Source organism: Flavitalea antarctica (assembly GCF_054461535.1).
On sequence record NZ_JBTLQG010000004.1, the window covers coordinates 37,305 to 60,245 of the forward strand.

At 45.6% G+C, this 22,941-nt stretch carries 20 protein-coding genes; 12 read left to right on the top strand and 8 right to left on the bottom strand.

From position 1 onward, the window contains the following. Positions 1 to 141: 141 nt before the first annotated feature. The 5 genes from ACX0G7_RS06010 to ACX0G7_RS06030 all read left to right on the top strand — a co-directional run bounded on the left by ACX0G7_RS06010 (position 142) and on the right by ACX0G7_RS06030 (position 5,698). Positions 142 to 1,362, top strand: coding sequence for an HD domain-containing protein (locus tag ACX0G7_RS06010; RefSeq protein WP_458922527.1), 1,221 nt, complete (start codon positions 142 to 144; stop codon positions 1,360 to 1,362). A gap of 66 nt (positions 1,363 to 1,428) precedes the next feature. Continuing rightward, positions 1,429 to 2,475: a UDP-3-O-(3-hydroxymyristoyl)glucosamine N-acyltransferase gene (lpxD, locus tag ACX0G7_RS06015; protein WP_458922528.1), complete on the top strand. Its 1,047-nt coding sequence runs from the start codon at positions 1,429 to 1,431 to the stop codon at positions 2,473 to 2,475. Between the two features lie 170 nt (positions 2,476 to 2,645). Continuing rightward, the gene (locus ACX0G7_RS06020; protein WP_458922529.1) at positions 2,646 to 4,052 is read left to right on the top strand and encodes a bifunctional UDP-3-O-[3-hydroxymyristoyl] N-acetylglucosamine deacetylase/3-hydroxyacyl-ACP dehydratase; all 1,407 of its coding nucleotides are present in this window, start codon (positions 2,646 to 2,648) and stop codon (positions 4,050 to 4,052) included. 244 nt (positions 4,053 to 4,296) lie between these two features. Beyond that, positions 4,297 to 5,103 (top strand): acyl-ACP--UDP-N-acetylglucosamine O-acyltransferase, encoded by an 807-nt coding sequence (gene lpxA / locus ACX0G7_RS06025; protein WP_458922530.1) that lies wholly within the window; start codon positions 4,297 to 4,299, stop codon positions 5,101 to 5,103. After that, on the top strand, positions 5,084 to 5,698 hold the full coding sequence (locus ACX0G7_RS06030; RefSeq protein WP_458922531.1) for an ABC transporter ATP-binding protein: 615 nt from the start codon (positions 5,084 to 5,086) through the stop codon (positions 5,696 to 5,698). The genes lpxA and ACX0G7_RS06030 overlap by 20 nt, the downstream gene beginning before the upstream one ends. A gap of 91 nt (positions 5,699 to 5,789) precedes the next feature. On the opposite strand, the gene ACX0G7_RS06035 is transcribed toward ACX0G7_RS06030, so the two are convergent. Further along, positions 5,790 to 7,004, bottom strand: a complete 1,215-nt coding sequence (locus tag ACX0G7_RS06035) for an alanine dehydrogenase (RefSeq protein WP_458922532.1) — start codon at positions 7,002 to 7,004, stop codon at positions 5,790 to 5,792. Between the two features lie 76 nt (positions 7,005 to 7,080). Then, entirely contained in the window at positions 7,081 to 7,491 is a 411-nt protein-coding gene (gene tsaE, locus ACX0G7_RS06040) for a tRNA (adenosine(37)-N6)-threonylcarbamoyltransferase complex ATPase subunit type 1 TsaE (RefSeq protein ID WP_458922533.1), read from the bottom strand. Positions 7,492 to 7,556: 65 nt separating this feature from the next. Between tsaE and ACX0G7_RS06045 the strand changes: the two genes are divergently transcribed. Continuing rightward, entirely contained in the window at positions 7,557 to 9,839 is a 2,283-nt protein-coding gene (locus tag ACX0G7_RS06045; protein ID WP_458922534.1) for a heavy metal translocating P-type ATPase, read from the top strand. Positions 9,840 to 9,848: 9 nt separating this feature from the next. After that, the gene (locus ACX0G7_RS06050; protein WP_458922535.1) at positions 9,849 to 11,762 is read left to right on the top strand and encodes a RecQ family ATP-dependent DNA helicase; all 1,914 of its coding nucleotides are present in this window, start codon (positions 9,849 to 9,851) and stop codon (positions 11,760 to 11,762) included. 3 nt (positions 11,763 to 11,765) lie between these two features. Here the strand turns inward: ACX0G7_RS06050 and ACX0G7_RS06055 are convergent, their stop codons facing one another. Both ACX0G7_RS06055 and ACX0G7_RS06060 read right to left on the bottom strand, forming a co-directional pair. After that, the gene (locus tag ACX0G7_RS06055; RefSeq protein WP_458922536.1) at positions 11,766 to 13,346 is read right to left on the bottom strand and encodes a helicase HerA-like domain-containing protein; all 1,581 of its coding nucleotides are present in this window, start codon (positions 13,344 to 13,346) and stop codon (positions 11,766 to 11,768) included. Between the two features lie 49 nt (positions 13,347 to 13,395). After that, on the bottom strand, positions 13,396 to 13,773 hold the full coding sequence (locus ACX0G7_RS06060) for a co-chaperone GroES (protein ID WP_458922537.1): 378 nt from the start codon (positions 13,771 to 13,773) through the stop codon (positions 13,396 to 13,398). Between the two features lie 157 nt (positions 13,774 to 13,930). Here ACX0G7_RS06060 and ACX0G7_RS06065 point away from each other — a divergent pair, with 157 nt between their 5' ends. Continuing rightward, positions 13,931 to 14,638, top strand: a complete 708-nt coding sequence (locus ACX0G7_RS06065; RefSeq protein ID WP_458922538.1) for a response regulator transcription factor — start codon at positions 13,931 to 13,933, stop codon at positions 14,636 to 14,638. A 143-nt stretch (positions 14,639 to 14,781) separates the two neighbouring features. Here ACX0G7_RS06065 and ruvB read toward each other — a convergent pair whose 3' ends face one another. Further along, positions 14,782 to 15,810, bottom strand: coding sequence for a Holliday junction branch migration DNA helicase RuvB (gene ruvB, locus ACX0G7_RS06070; RefSeq protein ID WP_458922539.1), 1,029 nt, complete (start codon positions 15,808 to 15,810; stop codon positions 14,782 to 14,784). Between the two features lie 115 nt (positions 15,811 to 15,925). On the opposite strand from ruvB, the gene ACX0G7_RS06075 reads away from it, so the two are divergent. Beyond that, positions 15,926 to 16,210 (top strand): hypothetical protein, encoded by a 285-nt coding sequence (locus ACX0G7_RS06075; RefSeq protein WP_458922540.1) that lies wholly within the window; start codon positions 15,926 to 15,928, stop codon positions 16,208 to 16,210. A gap of 8 nt (positions 16,211 to 16,218) precedes the next feature. Here the strand turns inward: ACX0G7_RS06075 and ACX0G7_RS06080 are convergent, their stop codons facing one another. Together ACX0G7_RS06080 and ACX0G7_RS06085 are read right to left on the bottom strand one after the other, a co-directional pair. Next, positions 16,219 to 16,920 carry a peptidoglycan DD-metalloendopeptidase family protein gene (locus ACX0G7_RS06080; protein ID WP_458922541.1) on the bottom strand — a complete coding sequence of 234 codons (702 nt, stop codon included), beginning with the start codon at positions 16,918 to 16,920 and terminating at the stop codon, positions 16,219 to 16,221. After that, positions 16,917 to 17,399, bottom strand: a complete 483-nt coding sequence (locus tag ACX0G7_RS06085; protein ID WP_458922542.1) for an ankyrin repeat domain-containing protein — start codon at positions 17,397 to 17,399, stop codon at positions 16,917 to 16,919. The genes ACX0G7_RS06080 and ACX0G7_RS06085 overlap by 4 nt, the downstream gene beginning before the upstream one ends. Before the next feature lie 258 nt (positions 17,400 to 17,657). Here ACX0G7_RS06085 and ACX0G7_RS06090 point away from each other — a divergent pair, with 258 nt between their 5' ends. Continuing rightward, positions 17,658 to 20,915, top strand: a complete 3,258-nt coding sequence (locus ACX0G7_RS06090; protein ID WP_458922543.1) for a S41 family peptidase — start codon at positions 17,658 to 17,660, stop codon at positions 20,913 to 20,915. Between the two features lie 69 nt (positions 20,916 to 20,984). Further along, complete coding sequence (locus ACX0G7_RS06095; RefSeq protein ID WP_458922544.1) at positions 20,985 to 21,158, top strand: hypothetical protein; 174 nt, start codon at positions 20,985 to 20,987, stop codon at positions 21,156 to 21,158. Between the two features lie 51 nt (positions 21,159 to 21,209). On the opposite strand, the gene ACX0G7_RS06100 is transcribed toward ACX0G7_RS06095, so the two are convergent. Further along, positions 21,210 to 21,701, bottom strand: coding sequence for a hypothetical protein (locus tag ACX0G7_RS06100; RefSeq protein ID WP_458922545.1), 492 nt, complete (start codon positions 21,699 to 21,701; stop codon positions 21,210 to 21,212). Between the two features lie 139 nt (positions 21,702 to 21,840). Between ACX0G7_RS06100 and ACX0G7_RS06105 the strand changes: the two genes are divergently transcribed. Next, entirely contained in the window at positions 21,841 to 22,938 is a 1,098-nt protein-coding gene (locus ACX0G7_RS06105; protein ID WP_458922546.1) for a hypothetical protein, read from the top strand. The last annotated feature ends 3 nt before the right edge of the window (positions 22,939 to 22,941 follow it).

The window sequence follows — 22,941 nt, forward strand, 5'->3', positions numbered from 1 at the left end:
AATGAATGATTGCCGATACCAACTATCCGGGCTTGTCTGAAAAGGGCGGATAGAAAGCTAACAAAATTATTTTATCTAATTTCCCTTTGTACTTTTGATCGCTGCAATTGGCAGTAATTTTAACAAAACGGAAAGCAGCGCATGCCGGTTAACCCAAGAAAAATTATCAATGACCCGGTTTATGGATTCCTGACCATAGATCATCCACTTATTTACCAGGTTATCTCTCATCCCTTTTATCAGCGGTTAAGACGGATTCACCAGATGGCGTTTGCGGAACTGGTATTCCCGGGTGCAGTTCATAGCCGCATGCATCACTCCCTTGGAGCTTACCATTTGATGTGCAATGCCCTGACCGAGTTAAAAGGAAAGGGAATTGAAATTACTCATGAAGAAGAGGTCGCCGCAAAAATCGCTATACTTCTTCACGATATAGGACACGGCCCATATTCTCATGCACTTGAAAATATACTAATACCCGGCATTTCACATGAAGCACTTTCAATCCTGATCATGCGGGTATTGAATGAACAATTCAACGGACAGCTTGAAACGGCAATACAGATCTTTACAAACAACTATCACAAATCTTTTTTGCACCAGCTGATCTCCGGTCAACTGGATGTTGACAGGATGGATTACCTCACCCGGGATAGTTTTTTTACAGGTGTCTCTGAAGGTGTGATTGGTTATGATCGAATCCTGAAAATGCTTACGGTAAATCACGGTGATCTGATGGTAGAAGAAAAAGGCATCTACACCATAGAAAAATTTCTTGTATCAAGGAGGTTGATGTACTGGCAGGTTTATCTGCACAAAACGGTACTGTCTGCTGAAAAGATGCTTGTCAAAATTATACAGCGCGCCAAAGAACTTATCAGCCTTGGACATCGCGTACCGGCATGCTCACCTGTTCTTGATTTCTTTCTTCACTACGATGAGCTCAAAACGCCTATTGAAAAGCACCTTGACAAGTTTTGCCTGCTCGATGATTACGATATGCTGGCAGCGATAAAAAACTGGAGCTTCCACGAAGACAAGGTGCTGTCCATCCTCTGCAGGAGCCTGGTAGAAAGAAAACTGCTAAAGGTAAAAATGCAGGTTGATCCAATCGATGAGACCTGGATACAGGAAATACGGGCACGGGTTTGCAGGAAGTTTGGCCTGACGGGTAATGAATGCGATTATTTTGTTTTTGGCGGAACGGCAGTTAACACCACCTATGATCCATCCGAAGAAAGCATCAACATCCTTTTTAAGGATGGTACTGTCAGGGACATCTCCAATGTAGACAACGCGCTGATCCAGCATAATCTGTCTACCCCTGTGAAAAAAAATTATATTTGTTACTATAACTGTTAATGGCAGTCAACATCATCATTAACACCAGCAGTAAAAATTCCTCAGAACGGTATCAATAACATAATTATGCAATTCACAGCGACACAAATTGCCACACTGATTAATGGAAAGGTGGAAGGAAATCCGGAAGAAGCAGTCAGTTCTTTTGGCAAAATAGAAGAAGCGAAGAATGGCCAGCTTGCATTTCTTGCAAATCCCAAATATGAGGATCACCTGTACAATACCCAGGCATCGGTTATTATTGTGAATGAAACGCAGGTATTACGGGAACCAATAAACGCCACACTCATCCGTGTTCCGGATGCTTATACTGCATTCGCCACCCTTCTTTCCACCTACCAGGAAATGATGCAACAGCAACTTACAGGGATACAGGACCCGGCTTATATAAGCAAGAGCGCAAAAATCGGGGAAAAGGTTTTTGTTGGTGCGTTTGTTTATATCGGTGATGATGCAGTCATAGGCAACAATGTCAAGATCTACCCCCAGGCCTTTATCGGCAATAATGTGAAGGTGGGAGACAATACCGTTATTCATCCGGGCGTCAGGTTATACCACGATTGTATGATCGGGAAAAACGTTACGATCCACGCAGGATCAGTGCTCGGGGCAGATGGATTTGGATTTGCCCCGCAGGCAGATGGCAGTTTTAAGAAAGTGCCCCAGATAGGGAACGTCGTTGTCGAAGACTTCGTGGAGATCGGTGCGAACGCCACCATCGACCGGGCTACCATCGGATCCACGTTGATTAAAACCGGTGCAAAGCTGGATAACCTCATCCAGATAGCCCACAACGTGGAAATTGGCCCCAATTCGGTGATTGCTGCCCAAAGCGGTATCAGCGGCAGTACCAAGATCGGCAAAAACTCGATGATCGGGGGACAGGTCGGGATCGTTGGTCATATCACCATAGCCGATGGCACCCGTATCAATGCCCAGAGCGGTGTAAGCAAATCAATCAAAGTTCCGAACAGTGCAGTGACCGGCAGCCCCGCATATGATTATACAAGTGCCCTTCGCAGCCAGGCAGTCAGCCGGAACCTTCCGGAGCTGGAGAAAAGACTCATTTTGCTGGAAAAACTTGTGCAGCAACTCACGACTGAAAAGAGCTGAGACTAAGAATTCACGGCACAGAGCACGGAAAGCACCTTCCAGCCGGCTCACTAATTGCTATACTAATGCATCCTCTCAAAACCGGGGTTAAGCACACTATTTCCTATATTTGCCACTTCTTTTGCAGGTTCGGAACAAACAATTAAACAAAAAGTAACTCCTTTCTCTTAATGGACGCATTATTAAACTCTGACAAGCAGCATACATTAGGTTCAGCAGTCAGCATTTCAGGAACAGGTCTTCACACAGGAATTAACGTAGATATGACGCTGAAACCCGCCAATGCAGGCTTTGGTTTCCAGTTTCAGAGGGTAGATGTACCAGGTAAACCATTAATAAAGGCGGACTGCGACCTGGTCACCGATACATCAAGAGGAACAACGCTTGAGGATAAGGGAGTGAAAATCAGCACAGTTGAACATATCCTGGCCGCTCTGGTGGGCATGGGCGTCGATAATTGCCTTATCGAACTTAACGGCCCCGAAATTCCCATCATTGATGGCAGTTCAGAGCCTTTCGTGGAAATCATTGAAGATGCCGGTGTGGTAGAACAGGACGCCGCCAAAGTGTGGTACACACTCGACACCAATCTCACTCACTATGATGAAAAGAAGAGAGTGGAAATGGTTGTTTTGCCAGCTACCGATTATAAGATCACCACATTAATCGACTTCAACAGCCCGGTCCTCGGCACCCAGCACGCGAGCCTGAAGTCAATGCGTGACTTCAAATCTGAAATTTCACCCTGCCGTACATTTTGCTTTTTACATGAACTGGAGGCGCTGCTGGACAATAATCTGATCAAGGGCGGAGACCTCAATAACGCAATAGTGGTTGTTGATAAGCCCGTCACGAAAGATGAGATGTCTAGGCTTGCAAAGGCGTTTGGCCGCGAAACCATGGATGTCAAATCTGAAGGCTACCTCGACAACCTTGAGCTTCGCTATCCGAATGAGCCTGCCAGGCATAAGCTGCTTGATGTAATAGGCGATCTTGCCCTCGTTGGCTTTGCGATCAAAGGACATATCATCGCCCACCGTCCGGGGCATTCCAGTAATGTTGAATTTGCAAAAAAGATAAAAAATTATATTAAGAAAAACAGAAATGCGAAGGATATTCCGGTGTACAATCCGAGCCTCCCACCTGTCTATACCTTACAGCAGATCGAGAAGACCCTACCCCACCGTTACCCGTTTCTGCTCGTAGATAAGATCATAGAACTTACTGACAAACAAATTGTTGGTATCAAGAATGTAACTTACAATGAACCGTTTTTTGTAGGTCATTTTCCGGGTAATCCGGTCATGCCGGGCGTTCTTCAGATCGAAGCACTGGCCCAGACCGGGGGTATTCTTTGTATAAATGCGCTACCTCCTGGTGATTATGACACATATTTTCTAAAAATTGATAATTGTAAATTCAAGTTAAAGGTCGTTCCCGGAGATACCATGATCCTTAAAATGGAGTTATTATCACCAATACGACGAGGTATATGCGAAATGAGGGGAACCGTGTATGTCGGCAACAAGATTGCAACAGAAGCGGATCTGATGGCCCAGGTGATAAAGAGAAATTAGAAACGATTTGCTTGGCCAGCCATGGATATTTTGTTAAAACTTAAGTTATTAAGGTTTATCAAATTAATTATATTTTTGCCGGTCGGTTATATATTTAGTTTCTAATAAGATAACAAACATTATCAAACGTCAATCGCTCCATAAAGGCTCACTAAGTGACGATCTTCGTCCGGCCTCCTCAGGAGAACAATTGCCTGATGCCTCTAAAGAATTTTCAGCATCACCACTCAAGAACGTAAATAAAATGATTCACCCTCATACCTATATCCATCCTAACGCCAAACTGGCAACCAATGTCAAGATTGACCCGTTTACAGTGATCCACCAAAACGTTGAAATCGGCGAAGGAACCTGGATAGGTAGTAACGTGACAATCATGGAAGGTGCCAGGATCGGGAACAACTGCCGCATCTTTCCTGGTGCAGTGATAGCTGCCATCCCCCAGGACCGTAAGTTCGCCGGTGAAGACACTTTGGTTGAAATTGGCGATAACACAACGATCCGCGAATTTGTCACCATTCACCGCGGAACATCAGACAAGTGGAAAACAGTAGTCGGCAACAATTGCTGGATACTTGCATATAGTCATATTGGTCACGATTGTCATATCGGCAATAACTGCACACTAAGTAACAACACGCAGCTTGCCGGGCATGTCCAACTCGGAGACTGGGTGGGACTAGGCGGTGTGTGTGCCGTCCACCAGTTTGTGAAGATCGGGCAACATGCATTTATCAGTGGCGGTTCTCTTGTGGGTAAAGATGTACCTCCCTATATCAAAGCCGGCCGCTCACCGTTGAGTTATGCGGGCGTTAACTCCGTGGGTTTGAAGAGAAGGGGCTTTACCGTAGATCGGATCAATCATATTCTTGATATTTACCGCGTTATTTACAATAAGGGATTTAACACCAGCCAGGCCCTGGAAGTACTCGAAGAGGAATTTCCAGCTACTGATGAACGTGATGAAGTCGTAACCTTTATCAGGGAAAGCGACAGGGGCATCATTAAACGCTATTCTAAAAATAGTGTGGATGAAGATATCGTTAACTAATTGCGGCAAGCGCTTCAACCGCGATTGGATCTTCCGGAATTTCAACTACGAATTTTTACCTGGTCAACATTATGCGATCACCGGTCCTAACGGGTCGGGCAAGTCTACTCTTTTGCAGGTTATTGGTGGAGCTATTGTTACCAGCGAAGGTGCCATAAAGTATCAGGGCAATGCTGACATTGCTATAGACGATGTTTTCAGGCAAATCGCCATTGCCGCCCCATATCTCGAAGTGATCGAGGAGATGACACTGAATGAATTCCTGCGTTTCCATCAACAATTTAAACCATTTCTAAAGGGAGTTACTACCGAGCAAACTATCGCACTGGCGGGGCTTAACGCAGCGGCTGATAAACAGATAAGATATTATTCATCCGGCATGAAACAACGGGTGAAGCTTATCCAGGCAGTATTTTCAGATGTCGGTTGCCTTTTGCTGGATGAACCATGTACGAACCTGGACACTGAAGGCATTGAATTATACCAGCAACTTATCCGGGAATTTGCTAACAACCGGACCATCATCGTCAGCTCAAATGACATCCAGGAATATGGATTCTGCAAACATATAATCCGAATCACGGACTTTAAATAAGGCACGGTTCCACAAGAATCATGATCGGGGTACAGCCATTTGCGGGCCGGCTGATCGATTCGTCCTTCTTAATGCCACTCTTTTACCTTCTTTATCTTTGGCTGGCTATAAGCAGGTTCAGATCTGTGTATTTCAGATCAAACCGCTGACTGAGATGGAAATTCGTGAGGGCTCCCTTGAATAAATAGATACCGCTCCGCAAATGCACTTTCTGCCAGACGAGGCTTTCAAATCCACCTTCATCACTGGCTTCCAGCAATAATGGCATCAAAACATTCGAGATGGCCTGTGAAGCTGTACGCGCAAAACCCGACGGAATATTTGGAACACAGTAATGGATAACTCCATATTTCATGAATATAGGCTGTTCATGAGTAGTGATCTCGGAGGTATCAAAGCATCCGCCCCTGTCGATGCTTACGTCAATGACAACACTTCCGGGGCGCATGTTGCTGACCATTTCTTCGGTTACCACAACAGGAGTTCTCCCGCTTTGGGAGCCTAGTGCACCCACAGCTACTTCGCAGGTCTTAAGCTGCTTGGAAAGAATGCGCGGTTCCATAACCGAGGTCCACATTCTCTGGCCTATATTGTTCTGAAGTCTTTTTAACCGGTAAACACTGTTGTCAAATACTTTTACAGACGCTCCGAGCGCAAGTGCTGCCCGGGCCGCAAATTCACCAACGATCCCGGCTCCCAGGATGATCACTTTGGTTGGTGGAATACCCGAGATTCCCCCTAATAAAACGCCTTTGCCATGATTGGCTGAACTTAGATATTGAGCAGCAATAAGCATGACTGCTGAGCCTGCGATCTCGCTCATGCTTCTTACAATGGGATAGCTGTCACTGTCATCCTTAAGGTTCTCGAATGAAATGGCGGTGATCTTTTTTTCCATCATTTTTTCGAGCAACTCCGCCTTCATAGCCGAAAGATGGATCGGCGATATGATCACCTGGTTCATCTGGAGATAAGGCAGATCCGCATCCACCGGGGGTGCCGATTTAACCAGGATCGGCGCCTTGAATACCTCGGCTTTTTCATACACGATTTTGGCCCCGGCCTCACTATAATCTTTATCCCGGTAATGGGCCGCTTCCCCCGCGTTGTGTTCAATCACCACCTGGTGCCCATTGCTTATCAAAACACCAACCGCTTCTGGCGTAAGTGCTATCCTGTTTTCCTGGAAAGCGGTTTCTTTTGGTATTCCAATGTGTAAAAGTGCGCCGAGGGGTTTCACGTCGAGAGTTTCCTCAAGAGTCTCGTAGCTGAAAGAAGTACTGATTACAGGTTTTTGTTGCGACATCCGCCTATTAGGATTTATCCCCGAGCTATTTCGGGAGTACAATTTACGATTTAATATCTCTTCCCGAACCGGCGATTCAGGATGTTACTATTAATTTTCGGGTATCCGGATCGATTAGCTCCAGGAATAGATTTAGTGTTTCATCAGGAAAAATACCCGGCGCCACTTCCGGCCACTCCACCAGGCAGACCGAACCTGAATACAATACGTCCTCAACCCCCGCCTGCACTGCTTCATCACTGTTTTTCAGCCGGTAAAGATCGAGATGATAAATGCTTCCATCACCGGAACTATATTCATTTATGATCGAGAATGTCGGGCTCGAAACCTGTCCCTTCACCCCAAGCACCCTGCAGAGCGTCGTAATAAAAGTCGTTTTTCCTGCACCCATTTTCCCATGAAAAGCAAAGACTTTTTTATCCAGGAACGACTGGTGAAATGTCCGGGCGGCCTCGTCTATTTCATCCAGGGTAAAAATCAACTCCATTTTTCAAAAATATCGAATTTTGCCATGTATAACCGATTTTGGGTTTATAGAATACCTTTGCAGTAATGGAAAAAGTGCAATGGATTGTTGAAGGAATGACCTGTTCAAACTGTGCCTTGACGGTAAACAATTACCTCCAGAAACAGGGAGCAGAACAGGTCAAGGTGAATCCTATTACCGGCGAAGTCAGTTTCGGCGTTGAAGACCCGGCTAAAAAACCCGCTTTGATCCGGGGGATCGGCTCGCTTGGATACCAGGTGGTGCAGAAAGATGGGGAGACTCCGGTCGCCACCAGGATATTATTTGCCAATCACCGGCAGCGCCTGCTCTTCTGCCTGGTATTTACATTACCGCTGATGCTCCACATGTTCGACAGGTGGATCCATATTCACTGGCTGATGAATCCTTATGTGCAGCTCGCACTTTGTATCCCGGTCTTTATTGCGGGAATGGATTTTTTTGCAAGATCTGCTGTTAAAAGTATCGCTAACGGTTTGCCGAATATGAATGTACTCGTAACGATCGGTGCCGTTGCCTCTTTTGGTTACAGTCTTACCGGAACAATGCTTAACCTGGGTCCCGATTACCTGTTTTATGAAACTACCGCATCCATAATCACACTTGTTCTGTTTGGTAACTACCTGGAAGATGTTTCTATAAGGACAACGCAAAAGGCCATTCGATCACTGGCTCGTTCACAAAAAGTGATGGCTAACATGATAGCTTTCGACGGTGATCACCAGGAAATCATTTTCCCAGTCGAAAATACAGTATTGAAACATGGTGACCTGGTCCTGATAAAATCAGGGGAACAGGTTCCTGCAGATGGCAGGATTTTATGGGGTGATGCGGGCATTGATGAATCCATCATAACCGGTGAGAGCCTCCCGGTAGAGAAACATGCAAAGGATACGGTGATCGGGGGAAGTATGGTGATTGATGGCACATTGAAAGTGTTGGTAACAGCTGAGGCCAGTGATTCTGTTTTATCTAATATCATCAATCTTGTTAAGCAGGCACAGGGAGAAAAAATGGAGATCAGGAAACTGGCAGATAAGATCAGCGCTGTTTTTGTTCCGGTAGTGCTGGTGATATCGTTGATCACATTTGTGGTGAATTACCTTGTTCTTGGGAGTGTGGCTGATCCGTTGATGCGCAGTATCGCCGTCCTGGTGATAGCCTGTCCATGCGCGATGGGTCTTGCCACACCCGCTGCTATTGCTGTCGGATTAGGCAGGGCAGCCAGGAACGGGGTTTTGTTCCGGCATGCCCAGAGCCTGGAACTTTTCAAAGATATCAGGCAGGTGGTTTTTGACAAAACAGGAACCTTAACCACCGGGAAATTTGAGATTGAGAAATACAAAATATCAACCGCTGATCTTGATGATGATAATTTCAAACGCGTATTATTTTCGATTGAAAAATATTCAAATCATCCTCTCGCAAAAACGATCACCAATGCCTGGAGAACCAAAAATGAGATCCGTTGGGCAAAGGTTGTAGAACTAAAAGGCTTTGGCATGCAGGCAACGGATAAGGAAGGGAATGTTTACCTGGCCGGATCTTACAGTCATGTGATCGCTACGCTTACTCATAACCGTCAGAAGAGTCACTCTTCACTGGTTCCGGGGGCAGTTCATAACCCAGGTAATTATGCTGCGGCTACAACGGTAACCCCGGCATTAGCTTCAGCAGAAGCGGGCAGCATTGAAGACGGAGATAACAGCATTGAGGACGGAGATAACAGCATTGAGGACGGACACAATTTATACCTCAGTATTAATGGCGAAATCGCCGGCTGGGTGGATATGAAAGATGAGATCAGGCGCGAAGCAAAAGAGGTGGTGAGTTACCTGAAGTCCCGCGGAATCAAAACCTGGTTGCTGAGCGGGGATAGAAAAGTAAAATGTATCCCGGTTGCCCGCGAACTGGGGATTGACGAAGTAATGGCGGAACAGAGCCCTGCACAAAAGTCGGCCTTCGTTGGCGAACTGACCGCTAAGGCGCCGACCGCAATGGTTGGCGATGGTATCAACGATGCACCTGCGCTGGCTAAAGCCACCATCGGTATTTCAATGGCAGATGCTTCACAGATCGCCATAGAAACCGGGGACGTGATCCTGATGAACAAAGGCCTGAAAAATCTGCCCCTTGCACTTGGTCTGGGCAAACACACTTATCTTACTATCAAACAAAATCTATTCTGGGCTTTTATCTATAACATCATTGCCATACCCGTGGCTGCCCTTGGCTTACTTACACCAACTTTTGGTGCGCTTGTGATGGGACTCAGCGATGTGGTGCTTGCCATTAATTCGGGTCGACTTTTTGTTAAGAAAGTTGTTTAATGTGAAGCAATGGCAGAATTAATTCACCAGGTATTAAAAAGTTATTGGGGGTATGATTCCTTCCGCCCTCTGCAGGAAGACATCATAAAGTCAGTGTTAGCCGGCAACGATACGCTGGCCTTGCTGCCAACCGGTGGAGGAAAATCGCTCTGCTTCCAGGTGCCCGCCATGGCCACTGAAGGCTTGTGTCTTGTTATTAGTCCACTGATTGCACTCATGAAGGACCAGGTTGAAAACCTGCGCCGAAAAGGCATTACAGCTTATGCTATTTTTTCCGGGATGAGTCGCAAAGAAGTGATCAATGTACTTGAGGTTGCCATGAACAGCAACTGCAAGTTTTTATATGTGTCACCTGAAAGGCTTGAAACAAAGTTGTTCAGGGAATATCTCCCGGCGTTCGTCATAAACCTTATTGCCGTTGATGAAGCACATTGTATCTCGCAATGGGGCTTTGATTTCAGACCACCCTACCGGCGCATTGCAGCATTAAGAGAAGAATTGCCCGGGGTGCCGGTCCTTGCGCTCAGTGCCTCAGCTACCGCTCTTGTACAGGATGACATATGTGAGCAACTGCGCTTTAAAAAACAGATTGTTTTCCGGCAATCATTTGCGAGACCCAATCTCTCTTACTCTTCATTCAGGACCGATTCCAAAATCAACCGCATCATTGAAATTCTTCAGAAGGTTCCGGGTGCATCCCTTGTTTATTGTAAGAGTCGAAAGCGCACGAAATTCATCAGCGATCTGCTCGTCATGCAAGGCATAAGGTCAGACTTTTATCACGCTGGTCTTACACAGGAAGAGAGAAGCCGGAAACAGGAAAGCTGGATAAAAAATGAAACCAGGACCATCGTCTGTACCAATGCTTTCGGAATGGGCATCGACAAACCGGATGTCCGGGTGGTGATTCACGCGGATACACCTGACTGCCTCGAAAACTACTACCAGGAAGCCGGCCGTGCGGGACGTGATGGGCTAAAGTCTTATGCGGTTTTGTTATACGATGCCAAAGAGCTTGAGGAGCTTAAAAAACAACCTGAGATCCGCTTCCCAGGCATATATGAGATCAGGAAAGTATACCAGGCTTTGGTTAACTACCTCCAGATACCCACCGGCCTCGGTGAGGGAAGATATTATGATTTTGACCTGAACGACTTTCTTAAGAAATTCAGGCTTGATACCCAACTGGTCGTTCACGCATTGAAGGCCCTCGAACAGGAAGAACTGATGAGCTTCAATGAGCAGGTCTTTTTACCTGCAAGGCTACAATTTACCTGCGATAAAAACACGATCAATGATTTTGAAAGAACAAACCCGGAGCTGACGCCCCTCATTAAAGTGTTACTGAGAACTTATGAAGGTATCTTCGATCAACCGGTGCCCATCTTTGAAAAAAACCTTGCTTTCCTGCTAAGAGCTGATCCGGCCCAGGTTAATGAATCCCTCAAAAAACTCCAGGCATTCGGAATTGTCAGTTACCAGCCACAGAAAGACAAGCCACAGCTTCTGCTGATACAGGACAGGATAAGAGAGGACCAGGTCCGCATAAACCAGGATTTGTATCAGCAAAGAAAAAAACAACTGGAAGAAAGAATCACCAGGATGATTTCATTTGCAACGACAGTTGATGACTGCAGAAGTACCTATATCGGTTTATATTTTGGCGACAAGCAGATAAAAGACTGTGGCATCTGCGACAACTGCCTGAAGAAAAAATCATTACCGCTGACGGCTGAAGAATTTGAAAACATACACCTTCGCATAACCGAGACAGTTAGCAATGGCAAAATAGCCGGGGCTGAATTTTTTCGGTTGCTGAGCGGCGTACGTAAAGATAAACTCCTGAAGGTGCTTGAATTTTTACAGGCAGAAAACAAGATCCTTATCAATGGGCGCGACGAAATAAGTTTGCCGGGTAAATAGTGTTCAGAACCACGAACTCTTTTTCTTTTTTGAAGAACTCCTGCCACCAAGTCCAAGTGCTCCCAGTAGTCCCCTGACGATAGTAGTGGTTGCCGTTCTTCCGATCTGCCGGGTAACAGAATTGTCCAGTACTTTTTCAAGTGTGGATTTTTCGGCCCTCCCGGATGTTTTCTTCACGACAGCTTTCCCTGCTTCTTTTTCTGCGGCTTTCTCCGATGCAATTTGTGCAGCCTCTTCAAGTTTGGCATTCAAAATTTCATAAGCACTATGCGTGTCTTCCACTTCTGCATATTTCTGGGCAAGCTTTGAGCCGGAGACCATAGAATCTATTTCCATTTCCGACAACACATCCATGCGGGATCTTGGCGGCACCATCATAGTATGTACAAGCGGAGTGGGAATACCCTTTTCATTTAATACGGTAATAAACGCTTCACCGGTTCCGAGCTGCGTCAGTAATTCATCAACATCGTAAAAGGTGGTTTCCGGGTAATTCTGGGCCGCCTGTTTTATTGTTTTACGATCTGCAGCTGTAAATGCCCGAAGAGCATGCTGTATTTTAAGGCCAAGCTGACTGAGCACCGGTGCCGGGACATCCTGCGGATTCTGGGTGCAGAAAAAGATCCCGACTCCTTTTGAGCGGATCAGTTTAATCACTGTTTCAATTTGCTGGAGCAATGCTTCGGTAGCTTCCTGGAAAACCAGGTGTGCCTCGTCAATAAACAAGACGAGTTTGGGTTTGTCCATATCACCTTCCTCCGGAAGGGAACCGTACAGCTCTGCCAGCAGGCTCAACATAAATGTCGAAAAGAGCTTCGGACGGTTTTGCATATCGGTTACCCGCAAAACGCTGACTATACCGCGACCGTCATTGGAAATCCGCATGAGGTCATCTACATCGAAACTGGGCTCACCAAAAAATATATCAGCGCCCTGTTGCTGCAATTCGATCACTTTGCGGAGTATCGTGCCTGTAGTGGTAGTAGATATCTTCCCATACTCCTTTTCAATTTCAGCCTTTCCTTCATTGCCTGCATATTGCAATACCTTGATAAAATCCTTCAGATCAAGCAGGGGCATTTTATTATCATCACAATATTTAAAGATCATCGAAACCACTCCTTCCTGGGTGTCGTTCAAACCAAGAATCTTGGAAAGTAATATAGGTCCGAACTCACTCACGGTGGCGCGCAACCGAACACCTTTCTCGGTGCTCAGGCTTAGCAGTTCGACCGGAAAGCCCACGGGTTTAAATTCACCACCCATCCTGGTCATTCGCTCAGTGATCCTGTCGCTGATCTCTCCAGGGGCCGCTATGCCGCTGAGATCACCTTTAATATCCATCAGTAAAACCGGCACACTCGCATCACTCAGGGCTTCGGCAAGCACCTGCAAAGTTTTTGTTTTGCCGGTTCCCGTTGCTCCTGCGATCAGGCCATGACGGTTCATCGTCCTTAATGGTATGTGTACATCAGCGCCTTTGATCAGTTCGCCATCAAGCATAGCTGTACCGGCGCAGAAAGATTCACCTTTGAATGTATAAGCCTGTTTCAGCAGGTCTGTAAAAACGGTTTTGTCAGCCATAGCGTAAAATTAAACTTGACACCAGTTGTGAGTGAATGAAATCAAACCATCAGAGATCTTCTTCTCTTTCGAGCATAAGGATCGCACTTTGCGGAACAATGTAATATTTTTCCCCTTCATACATAACTTCTGTTGCGCCGCTGAGTAAAAAAATAGCGAGATCGCCTTCTTTGGTTTGCAATGGAATATATTTTACGGGATCCTCCTGGTGTTTCCAGGGTTCGTCGTCAACCGGCATGGGGATGGCATATCCCGGGCCGGTCTTAATTACATAACCCTGTTGAACCTTTTCCTTTTCCTGTACACCGGCCGGAAGGTACAGGCCGCTTTCCGTCTTCTCACTGGCCTTGGTTAACCTCACCAGCACCCGGTCCCCGATTACGATCAGTTTCTTGAATCTGTTATCTGCTGTTACATGTAGTGCCATAGATGTAAATAAACGACAAAAATTAATATTTAAACGATAACTTAGGAGTTATAAAATTGATGCATAATGTGCATTATTAACAAAAGATTATCCACCCTGATTGCATACCAAACATCGGAAGACATTTATTTGTTAGAGAAATAAAAAAATATAAAACATGGAAGGAAAAAAACCCAAAATTTTATTATGCGAAGATGATCAGAATCTGGGGATGGTGTTGAAGAATTATCTGGAGCTGAATGATTTTGATGTTACTCTTGAGCGCGACGGCCGCCTTGGCTTAGCTGCATTTCAGCGTGAAAAATTTGATCTGTGCCTGCTAGATATAATGATGCCGCATATGGACGGATTTACTATGGCGGAAGAGATTCGTGATGTTGATCCTGATATTCCCCTGTTTTTCCTGAGTGCTAAAACCATGAAGGAAGACATCATACAGGGTTATAAACTGGGTGCTGATGACTACATCACCAAACCATTTGACTCTGAGGTGCTTTTACTCAAAATCAAAGCCATCCTCAAAAGAAATGAAGAGGGCAACCGCGAGCAGGAAAACAAAGAATATGATCTTGCCAGCTACCATTTCAATCCGAAGCTTCGTGAGTTGAGCCATGCAGGTAAAATGCAGACGCTGTCGCCCAAAGAAAATGAATTGCTGAAGATGCTGGCTGAGCATCTTAACGACCTGCTGCCAAGGGAACAGGCGTTAAAAAAGATCTGGGGAAGCGATACTTACTTTAACGGTCGTAGTATGGATGTATATATCGCCAAGCTCCGGAAATACCTGAAAGATGATCCTTCCATTGAAATAGTCAATATTCACGGAAATGGGTTTAGGTTAGTTGTGCCTGTTCCACAAGCGTAAAACAGTTATGGGTGATGAGTGATGAGTGATGAGTTTAGTTATGAGTTGAACAAGTTATGAGTAATTACGAAATTCAACCACGTTTTCCACTCATCACTCATTATCTCTTCACTCACTCATAACTCATCACTCATAACTCATAACTAAAATAACGACGTTCCTCCTTGCGCTCCCGGCACCTTACCTAAGTGTGCATAAGCTTTTTCCGTTGCCTCCCTTCCACGTGGTGTACGCTTGATAAATCCTTCCTGGATAAGAAAAGGTTCATAAACCTCTTCAAGTGTACCTGTTTCCTCACCTACCGCGGTTGCAATCGTGGTGATTCCTACGGGGCCCCCTTTGAATTTTTCGATAATTGTCTGGAGGATCTTATTATCCATTTCGTCAAGACCATGGGTATCTACATTCAGGGCTTTTAAAGCATGCTCTGTAATGGCAAGGTCAATGACTCCATTACTCAGCACCTGGGCGAAATCACGGACCCTTCTCAGGAGACCATTTGCTATGCGGGGAGTTCCACGGCTGCGGCGCGCGATCTCAAACGAAGCGTCAGAAGTGATTTTGGTTGAAAGAATATTTGCAGATCGAAGCACTATTCCCTGTAAAGTCGCGGCATCATAATACTCGAGTCTGGACTTTATGGCAAAGCGGGATAAGAGCGGGGCGGTTAACAGTCCGCTCCTTGTGGTAGCGCCAACCAGCGTGAAGGGCTCGAGGTTGATCTGGATACTTCTTGCACTTGGCCCACTATCTATCATAATATCCAGCCGGAAGTCTTCCATTGCGGCGTACAGGTACTCTTCGACGACGTTACTGAGCCTGTGTATTTCGTCGATGAACAATACATCATGTTTCTCCAGGTTCGTCAGCAGGCCGGCCAGGTCCCCAGGCTTTTCGATTACCGGGCCCGAGGTCTCCTTGATGTTTACTCCGAGTTCGTTTGCTACAATCCTTGACAGGGTAGTTTTTCCAAGGCCCGGCGGTCCGTGGAATAAGATATGATCGAGCGCCTCGCCACGGAGCTTGGCCGCCTTTATAAAGATCTTGAGGTTTTCGATGATCTGCCCCTGGCCCGCAAAGTCCTGTATCTCCTGGGGCCTGATATTATTTTCGAATTCTTTATCCGGATTGGAAAGAATTTCTTTGCCGTTGTTTAAATTTGGATTTGCCATCTGTTGTAGCGTAAAACTACATCAATTGAGCTGATTAGCCATTGAAACCGCAGGCTAAATGGTCAGCATTCTGACCAGGATATGTTGGTTGCCGGAAGGCATTTAAGCACTGTTTATGACCTTTGACGACTTTAAAGCTTCGCTGAAAAAAGACACTCCTCCACAGGGCTTGAACCCCTTGTTGATAGCCTTGTGGTATGATGGCCGAAGCGACTGGGAGGGTTCCCATAACATAGCGCAGGACATTCATTCGGCCCAGGGCTCCTGGGTTCATGCATATCTTCATCGCAAAGAAGGCGATCCTGCGAATGCGGCATACTGGTACCGGAAAGCCGGCAAAACAATGCCAACCCTATCGCTCGAAAAAGAATGGGAAACTATTGTTAAAGCGTTATTGTGAATATGGATTCACGCATCACTTTGAATGAACCTGTTCATCTGCAAAATCACATCGGGATCAGGTGAGTTATCTAACCACTTTGTTTTTTCTGACACGCGGCATACCCCGGGATAATCGCCGCGGAAAGTTCCCATATCATAGATCACCTGGAAATGTAGATGGGGAGGCCAGTTGCCGTTTTCAGCCGGTGGTCCGAAATGACCAATCTCCTCCCCGCGGACCACATACTGACCCTCGGACAAGTGATCAATATCCCGCAGACTCAAATGACCGTATAAAGTATAAAATGGAAGACCATCGAGCTGATGCAACAAAATAATGGTTGCCCCGTAATCTCCAAAAGCGTTATTGTAGTTGAAGCTATGAACCATGCCTCCCATCGGGGCAAAAACAGGTGTGCCCTCTTCTCCCCAGATATCGGTTCCGAGATGTAATCGCCTTGGCTCCTCGCCTTTTTGGCCGGCATCAAACACAACGCTCCTGCTGTAGACAGTACGATGTTCGTTGTAGCCTCCAATGCCATATTTCGCATTTGCCGACTTCAACTTGCCGGTGATATACCGCGAAAACAAAAGAGTATCGGCTACAATAGCGGAACTTATTTCCGGGTTAGCAGAGGTTAGATCGATCAGTAATAATTTGTCGGTTGCTGCATCAAAAGGAACAACGGGATGATATTGCGACTGGTACCTGGTAAGTATATTATTCAAGAGCGTGCAAGTTCATCCATGATTTCGATAGCTTCCACATTCCCCTGCTGAACGGCAAGATCATACGCGGTCAGGCCGCGATTCTCAGTTAGTGTTACATCCGCGCCATGCTCCAGCAGAAGCCTCACTACTTCGTTTCTGCCAAACATTGTAGCAAACATAAGCGCAGTACCACCGTTTCCGTGTTTCAGGTTTATATCTGCGCCGTTTTCAAGTAGCCACCTGGCGATCGCGGTGTACCCTTTAAAACTTACTCCCATTAACGCGGTGTTCCCCCCCGCATCCCCGGCGTTCAGATCTGCACCTGCCTCAAACAATACCCGGGCAGCCTCGGGTTGATTATTATACGTTGCTAAGATAAGAGGAGTAAATCCCCGGGCATCTGTACAATTAACTTCGGCACCATCAACAATCATTTGCTTTAACAAAGTGGTATCGCCGGTTCTTGCCGCATCAAAAATTCTATTATCAACGCTCATTCTTATTTATTTAGTGAAATTTAATTTGCTTTTTTTAGAAAGGCACAGCTCAAAACAACTTTTCGTCCGGCCAGTGGTTTATCTGTCGGGTCTAAAGTTATCGATTTTTAAGTGGAGCTTCAACATGCACTGCACATGCGACTGCAATTGCCGTTCCCGGTAGCTATGGCTTCCGCTTATCAATTTGTGTTTCTTCGAAATCTATAATCATTTAACTTAGGAATCGCCAATAATAAAACCAGCCAAACTATACACTGTATGAAACATCTGACCAGCCTGCTGCTCACATTGATGACGACCACCGCGGTCCTGTCACAAAATTCTCCCTTGTGGATGCGATACCCCGCTATCTCCCCGGATGGAAAAACAATCGTTTTCAGTTACAAAGGAGACCTGTATAAGGTTGCCAGTGCGGGTGGCGATGCAACACCACTGACGCTTCATGAGGCACATGATTATATGCCCGTCTGGAGCCGGGACGGAAAATCGATTGCTTTTGCAAGTGATCGCTATGGAAATTTCGATGTATTTATCATGCCTTCGGGCGGTGGTGAAGCAAAACGTATTACTTACCATTCTGCCCACGACTATCCTTATGATTTTACTCCGGATGGCAAACATGTGCTATTTGGTACGGGTAGAAACGATATCTATACCAGTGCCCGGTTCCCGATCCGGAACATCTTTACTAAACTTTATAAAGCACCTGTGGAGGGAGGAAGATCAGTGATGTTTCTTTCTGCCGGATCCGAATTTGCCAGATTCAATAACAAGGGCGACCAGCTTATCTTCCAGGATCGCAAAGGTTTTGAAGATCCCTGGCGCAAACATCATACCTCATCGGTAACACGCGACATCTGGTTATATGATGTAAAAAAAGACGAGTACCAGCAAGTGTCCGGCTTCGAAGGGGAAGACCGCGAACCCGTGTTTTCCTCGGATGATAAATCATTCTATTACCTGAGCGAAAAAAATGGCGGTACGCAGAACATTTATAAGGCCCCGGTCGGATCGAAGTCCGGTGAAACCCAGATGACCAAATTCACGAAACACCCGGTAAGACATCTTACCCGTTCAAATGATAACCTGCTTTGTTTTACTTATGATGGTTCTGTTTACACGCTGAAAGAAGGCGAGTCTCCGAAAAAAGTCGCCATAAACATAAACACTGATGGCAGAACAAATACAGAAAAAATCATCCCTATAAATACCGGTGTTACGCAAACAACTCTTTCACCGAATGGAAAAGAAATTGCTTTTATCGTTCGCGGGGAAGTATTTGTTACTTCGGTTGAAGGAGGAATTACAAAACGCATAACCAATACGCCCGTGCAGGAGAGAACCGTTGAATTCAGCCCGGACGGCCGCTCACTCGTTTATGCGTCTGAAAGAAATAACAGCTGGAACATTTACCGTTCAACAATCGAAAGAAAAGAAGAGCCGTATTTCTATACTTCCACAGTGTTGAAAGAAGAGCCGTTACTCACCACCGATGCCGAAGAATTTCAACCGGTGTACTCACCTGATGGAAAGGAAATAGCCTACCTGGAAGAAAGAAATATCTTAAAGGTGTATAATATCGCAGATAAAAAGTCAAGGACCATTGTGCCAAAAGGAATAAACTTTTCTTATGCCGATGGCGATCAGTATTTCACCTGGTCACCAGATAGCAAGTACCTCGCTTTTAACTCTGCTGAAGGCGCCTGGAGCCGTGCCGAAGTTTCTTTAATGAAAGCTGACGGTTCAGGTGAAAGGATCAACCTGACCCAAAGTGGCTTTTTTGATGGTGGGGCTAAATGGACGATGGGTGGAAAAGCAATCATCTGGGCTACTGACCGCGATGGCAAGAAACCGCTTGCTTTCCAGGGCGCACGTGAAGTAGATGTATATGCGATGTTTTTTGACCAGGAACTCTATGATCGATTTAAATTGAATAAAGATGATTTTTCACTTTTGAAAGAAAAAGAAGAAAACGAAAAGAAAGAAAAAAAGGATACTGCGTTACAGGCTGCCATAGCAAAAAAAGAAAAAGACTGGAAGCCAGCATTTGAGAACCTTGACAACCGTAAGATAAGGCTCACGATCAATTCTGGAAATATCTCTGATTATATGCTCTGTAACGATGGTGAAAAATTGTACTACCTCGCCCGCGTTGAGAAAGGTTATGATCTGTGGTTAACAAATACCAGGTCGAGGGAAACAAAAATTCTTTCCAAGCTGGACGGTGGTCCCGCCGGTATGGAGGTCTCAAAGGATGGTAAGAACATTTTTGTTGTAAGTGATGGCAGGATCATGAAAGTTGATGCAGACGCAGGTCGTGTTTCGCCCGTAACTGTAAATGGTGAGATGAACCTGAATACAGCTGCAGAGAGATCTTATATTTTCGAACATGCATGGCGCCAGGTTATGAAAAAGTTTTATGATCCGGAAATGCAGGGGGTTGACTGGAAACTGTATAAAGAAACCTATGCGAAATTCTTACCTCACATAAATAATAACAATGACTTCCAGGAGTTGCTGAGCGAAATGCTCGGGGAACTCAACGCGTCGCATACTGGTGGACGTTACTCGCCTGCCGTTACAAATCCTGACATCACTGCCAGCCTCGGTTTGATCTATGACGAAACATTTGAAGGGCCAGGCGTTAAGGTAATGGAAGTACTGGAAGGCGGCCCGTTCCTGAATGCTAAAACAAAGCTGACCAAAGGTGTTGTGATCGAAAAAATAGATGGCGAAACAATTACCGCTGACATGGATTGGAACAGGTTGCTGAATCGCAAGGCGGCTAAAAACGTATTACTCACTGTTTACAATCCGGCTACAAAAGAACGTTTCGACGAAAGCATGAAACCAATCACACCGGCTGAAGAGCAGACCTTACTATACAATCGCTGGGTAAAGATGATGCGTAAAAAAGTAGATGAGTTAAGTGGTGGCAAAGTTGGTTATGTGCATGTACAGGGCATGAATGATGGAAGTTTCAGAACGGTTTATGAAGATGTGCTTGGTAAAAATGCTGACAAGGAAGCGCTGATAGTTGACACCAGGTTTAATGGTGGGGGCTGGCTGCATGATGACCTGGTTACTTTCCTGGGTGGTAAACCCTATCTTGATTTTTCACCTCAGGGTGCAAAACCTACTTCAGGTGAACCAAGAAATAAATGGGCCAAACCTTCTTCCGTGGTAATGAGCGAAAGCAATTATTCGGATGCATTTCTTTTCCCTTATGCATACAAAAGTCTGGGTCTGGGCAAACTGATCGGTATGCCGGTGCCCGGCACTGGTACCGCAGTTTGGTGGGAAACCCAGATAGATCCGACATTGGTATTCGGTATACCAATGGTGGCAACAATCGGTAAAGAGAACAGGCCAACTGAAAATCTGCAACTGGAACCAGATATCAGAGTGCCGAATGATTATAAGGCGATCTTATCCGGCAAGGACCAGCAATTAGAGAGAGCTGTGCAGGAGATGCTGAATGAAATCAAAAACAAACCTGTCAAGAAAGCATTCTAGTGCCAGGGCAATCGTTATGGGCATCGATATACGCAAAATCACAGTGATCTCTAATAAAAAAGTACAATCATGATTGGCACGGATGAAAGAACAAACATCATGGTCACTGGTAAAAGTACAATCATGATTGGCACGGATGAAAGAACAAACATCATGGTCACTGATAAAAGTACAATCATGATTGGCACTCATAAAAGAACAAACATCATGGTCACAGGTAAAAGAGCAATCACCCTGATCTGAAAAGTTGAACCTTAAAAAGAAAAGCCGGTATCTGATTGCCGGCTTTTCTTTTTAAACCACCGCGGATGGTATCATTTCGAAAGACGGTATTTCAATCTCATCAATCATTTTTTCCTCCAGCATGTTCGCATAGGTTTCGAAATAAATGATCACATCCTCCCTTTGATTTCGTTTTAGCCATCGAAATCCACCGGGAAGATTATTAAGCACAGCACGGTCCTCCAGGTATTCAAGATTATGTATATCAGTATTAGTGAGTCCCAGGGAACGTAATTCCGTGATCAGCAGTCCAAGTGGAATACCGGTAACGCTGCAGGACTCTTCGACAATCTCTGTCCATTCCCCATAACCGGTATGGGCATAAGTCTGGATCTCTTCCTTGGTTAACCTTGTCACCACCTGCAAGAGGTGCCCACAATTACATGCACCGTGGTGACCCCATGCGTAAAAAGCCCCCTTCCGAAGATTGTCGGCAGCAGTTCTAAGGCCAGCGATGAGCAGGCCGGTATTTGATTCCTTGTTGGATGATAATTGATTTGTCATACTCGTAATTTGCTGAAAATATGAATGTACCTACCCGCTTTTCTTAACAAACAAACAGGCATATTGTTAAAAAGCGGGAACAATGTAATATTAATTTGCTGCGACCGTTTTTAAACGGTTGAACCTTAAAACATTTGATTTGAAATTATTCGCTTGCCTCGCAACTATTATTTTCAGCATATTATCTGTAAACATGGCTTTGGGGCAGACGATCACGGGTGCCTGGAAGGGGAAAATAGGTTCAATGAGGACAGAACTCAAGCTTATCAAAAAAGGCGACAGCCTGATGGGAACCTCGTATTATTATTCCAGCAGAAACAATTACAGGCGTTATTCGATCAAAGGTTATTTTGATCCGGAAACCAACAGCGTGATCTGGTGGGATGATGCCTTGCTCGAAGAAAAAGGCAGCGGCGCCGGATTCAGCCATAAGGAGCCTTTTTTGTCCGTAGCTGATTTCAACTGCCCCGGTGAAAACAAGATGTTGCTGGAAGGAACATCGAGCGATAAAGACGATATGGACGAACGCACCGGACCTGTGAATATGCAGAAAACAAGCACATCCGATTTCCCGGATGAGTGGGATTATGTATTGGAAAATTATTTCGTAGGGGCCAATCACCCCGATGTACTGGACAGTGTGGCGGGAATTGCGTTTGTGCAGCCACCCGTTCCTGAAGGTTTCGAGGCAACATTATCCGCACCGGTAGCCCGTTCCAATCCTTCTTTTAAGGCTGCCCGGGAACCTGAAACATCATCTGTTCAAAAAAACGCACCTGCCGTACAGGCGCCTAAATCTATTGAGCCTCCGGCAGAACCTGCGACTGGGCCGGCAAAAACCCCGGACGCGACTGCAAACAAAAAGCCGGTACAAACTATCGAACAAAAATTTGCCGGGAGAACAAACAAGTTACAAACTGTTATACCCGTAACCGCGGAACAAATCGAACTAAGGTTCTACGACAATGCACAGGTGGACGGTGATTCTATTGCTTTGTTTTTAAATGGCCGTATGTTATTTAAAAACATCAGGCTTACCGAACAGGCTTACACAATCAAACTGAGTGCGAGCGAGCTTGGTGATGATAACGAATTGGTGATGGTGGCAGAAAACCTCGGATCGATCCCACCGAATACTTCCTTTATGGTGGCCATTGTCGGTGACAAACGCTACGAAGCACGACTGTATGCAAACGAAAACAGCTCTGCACTGATACGTTTTGTAAAACAACAATAGCCG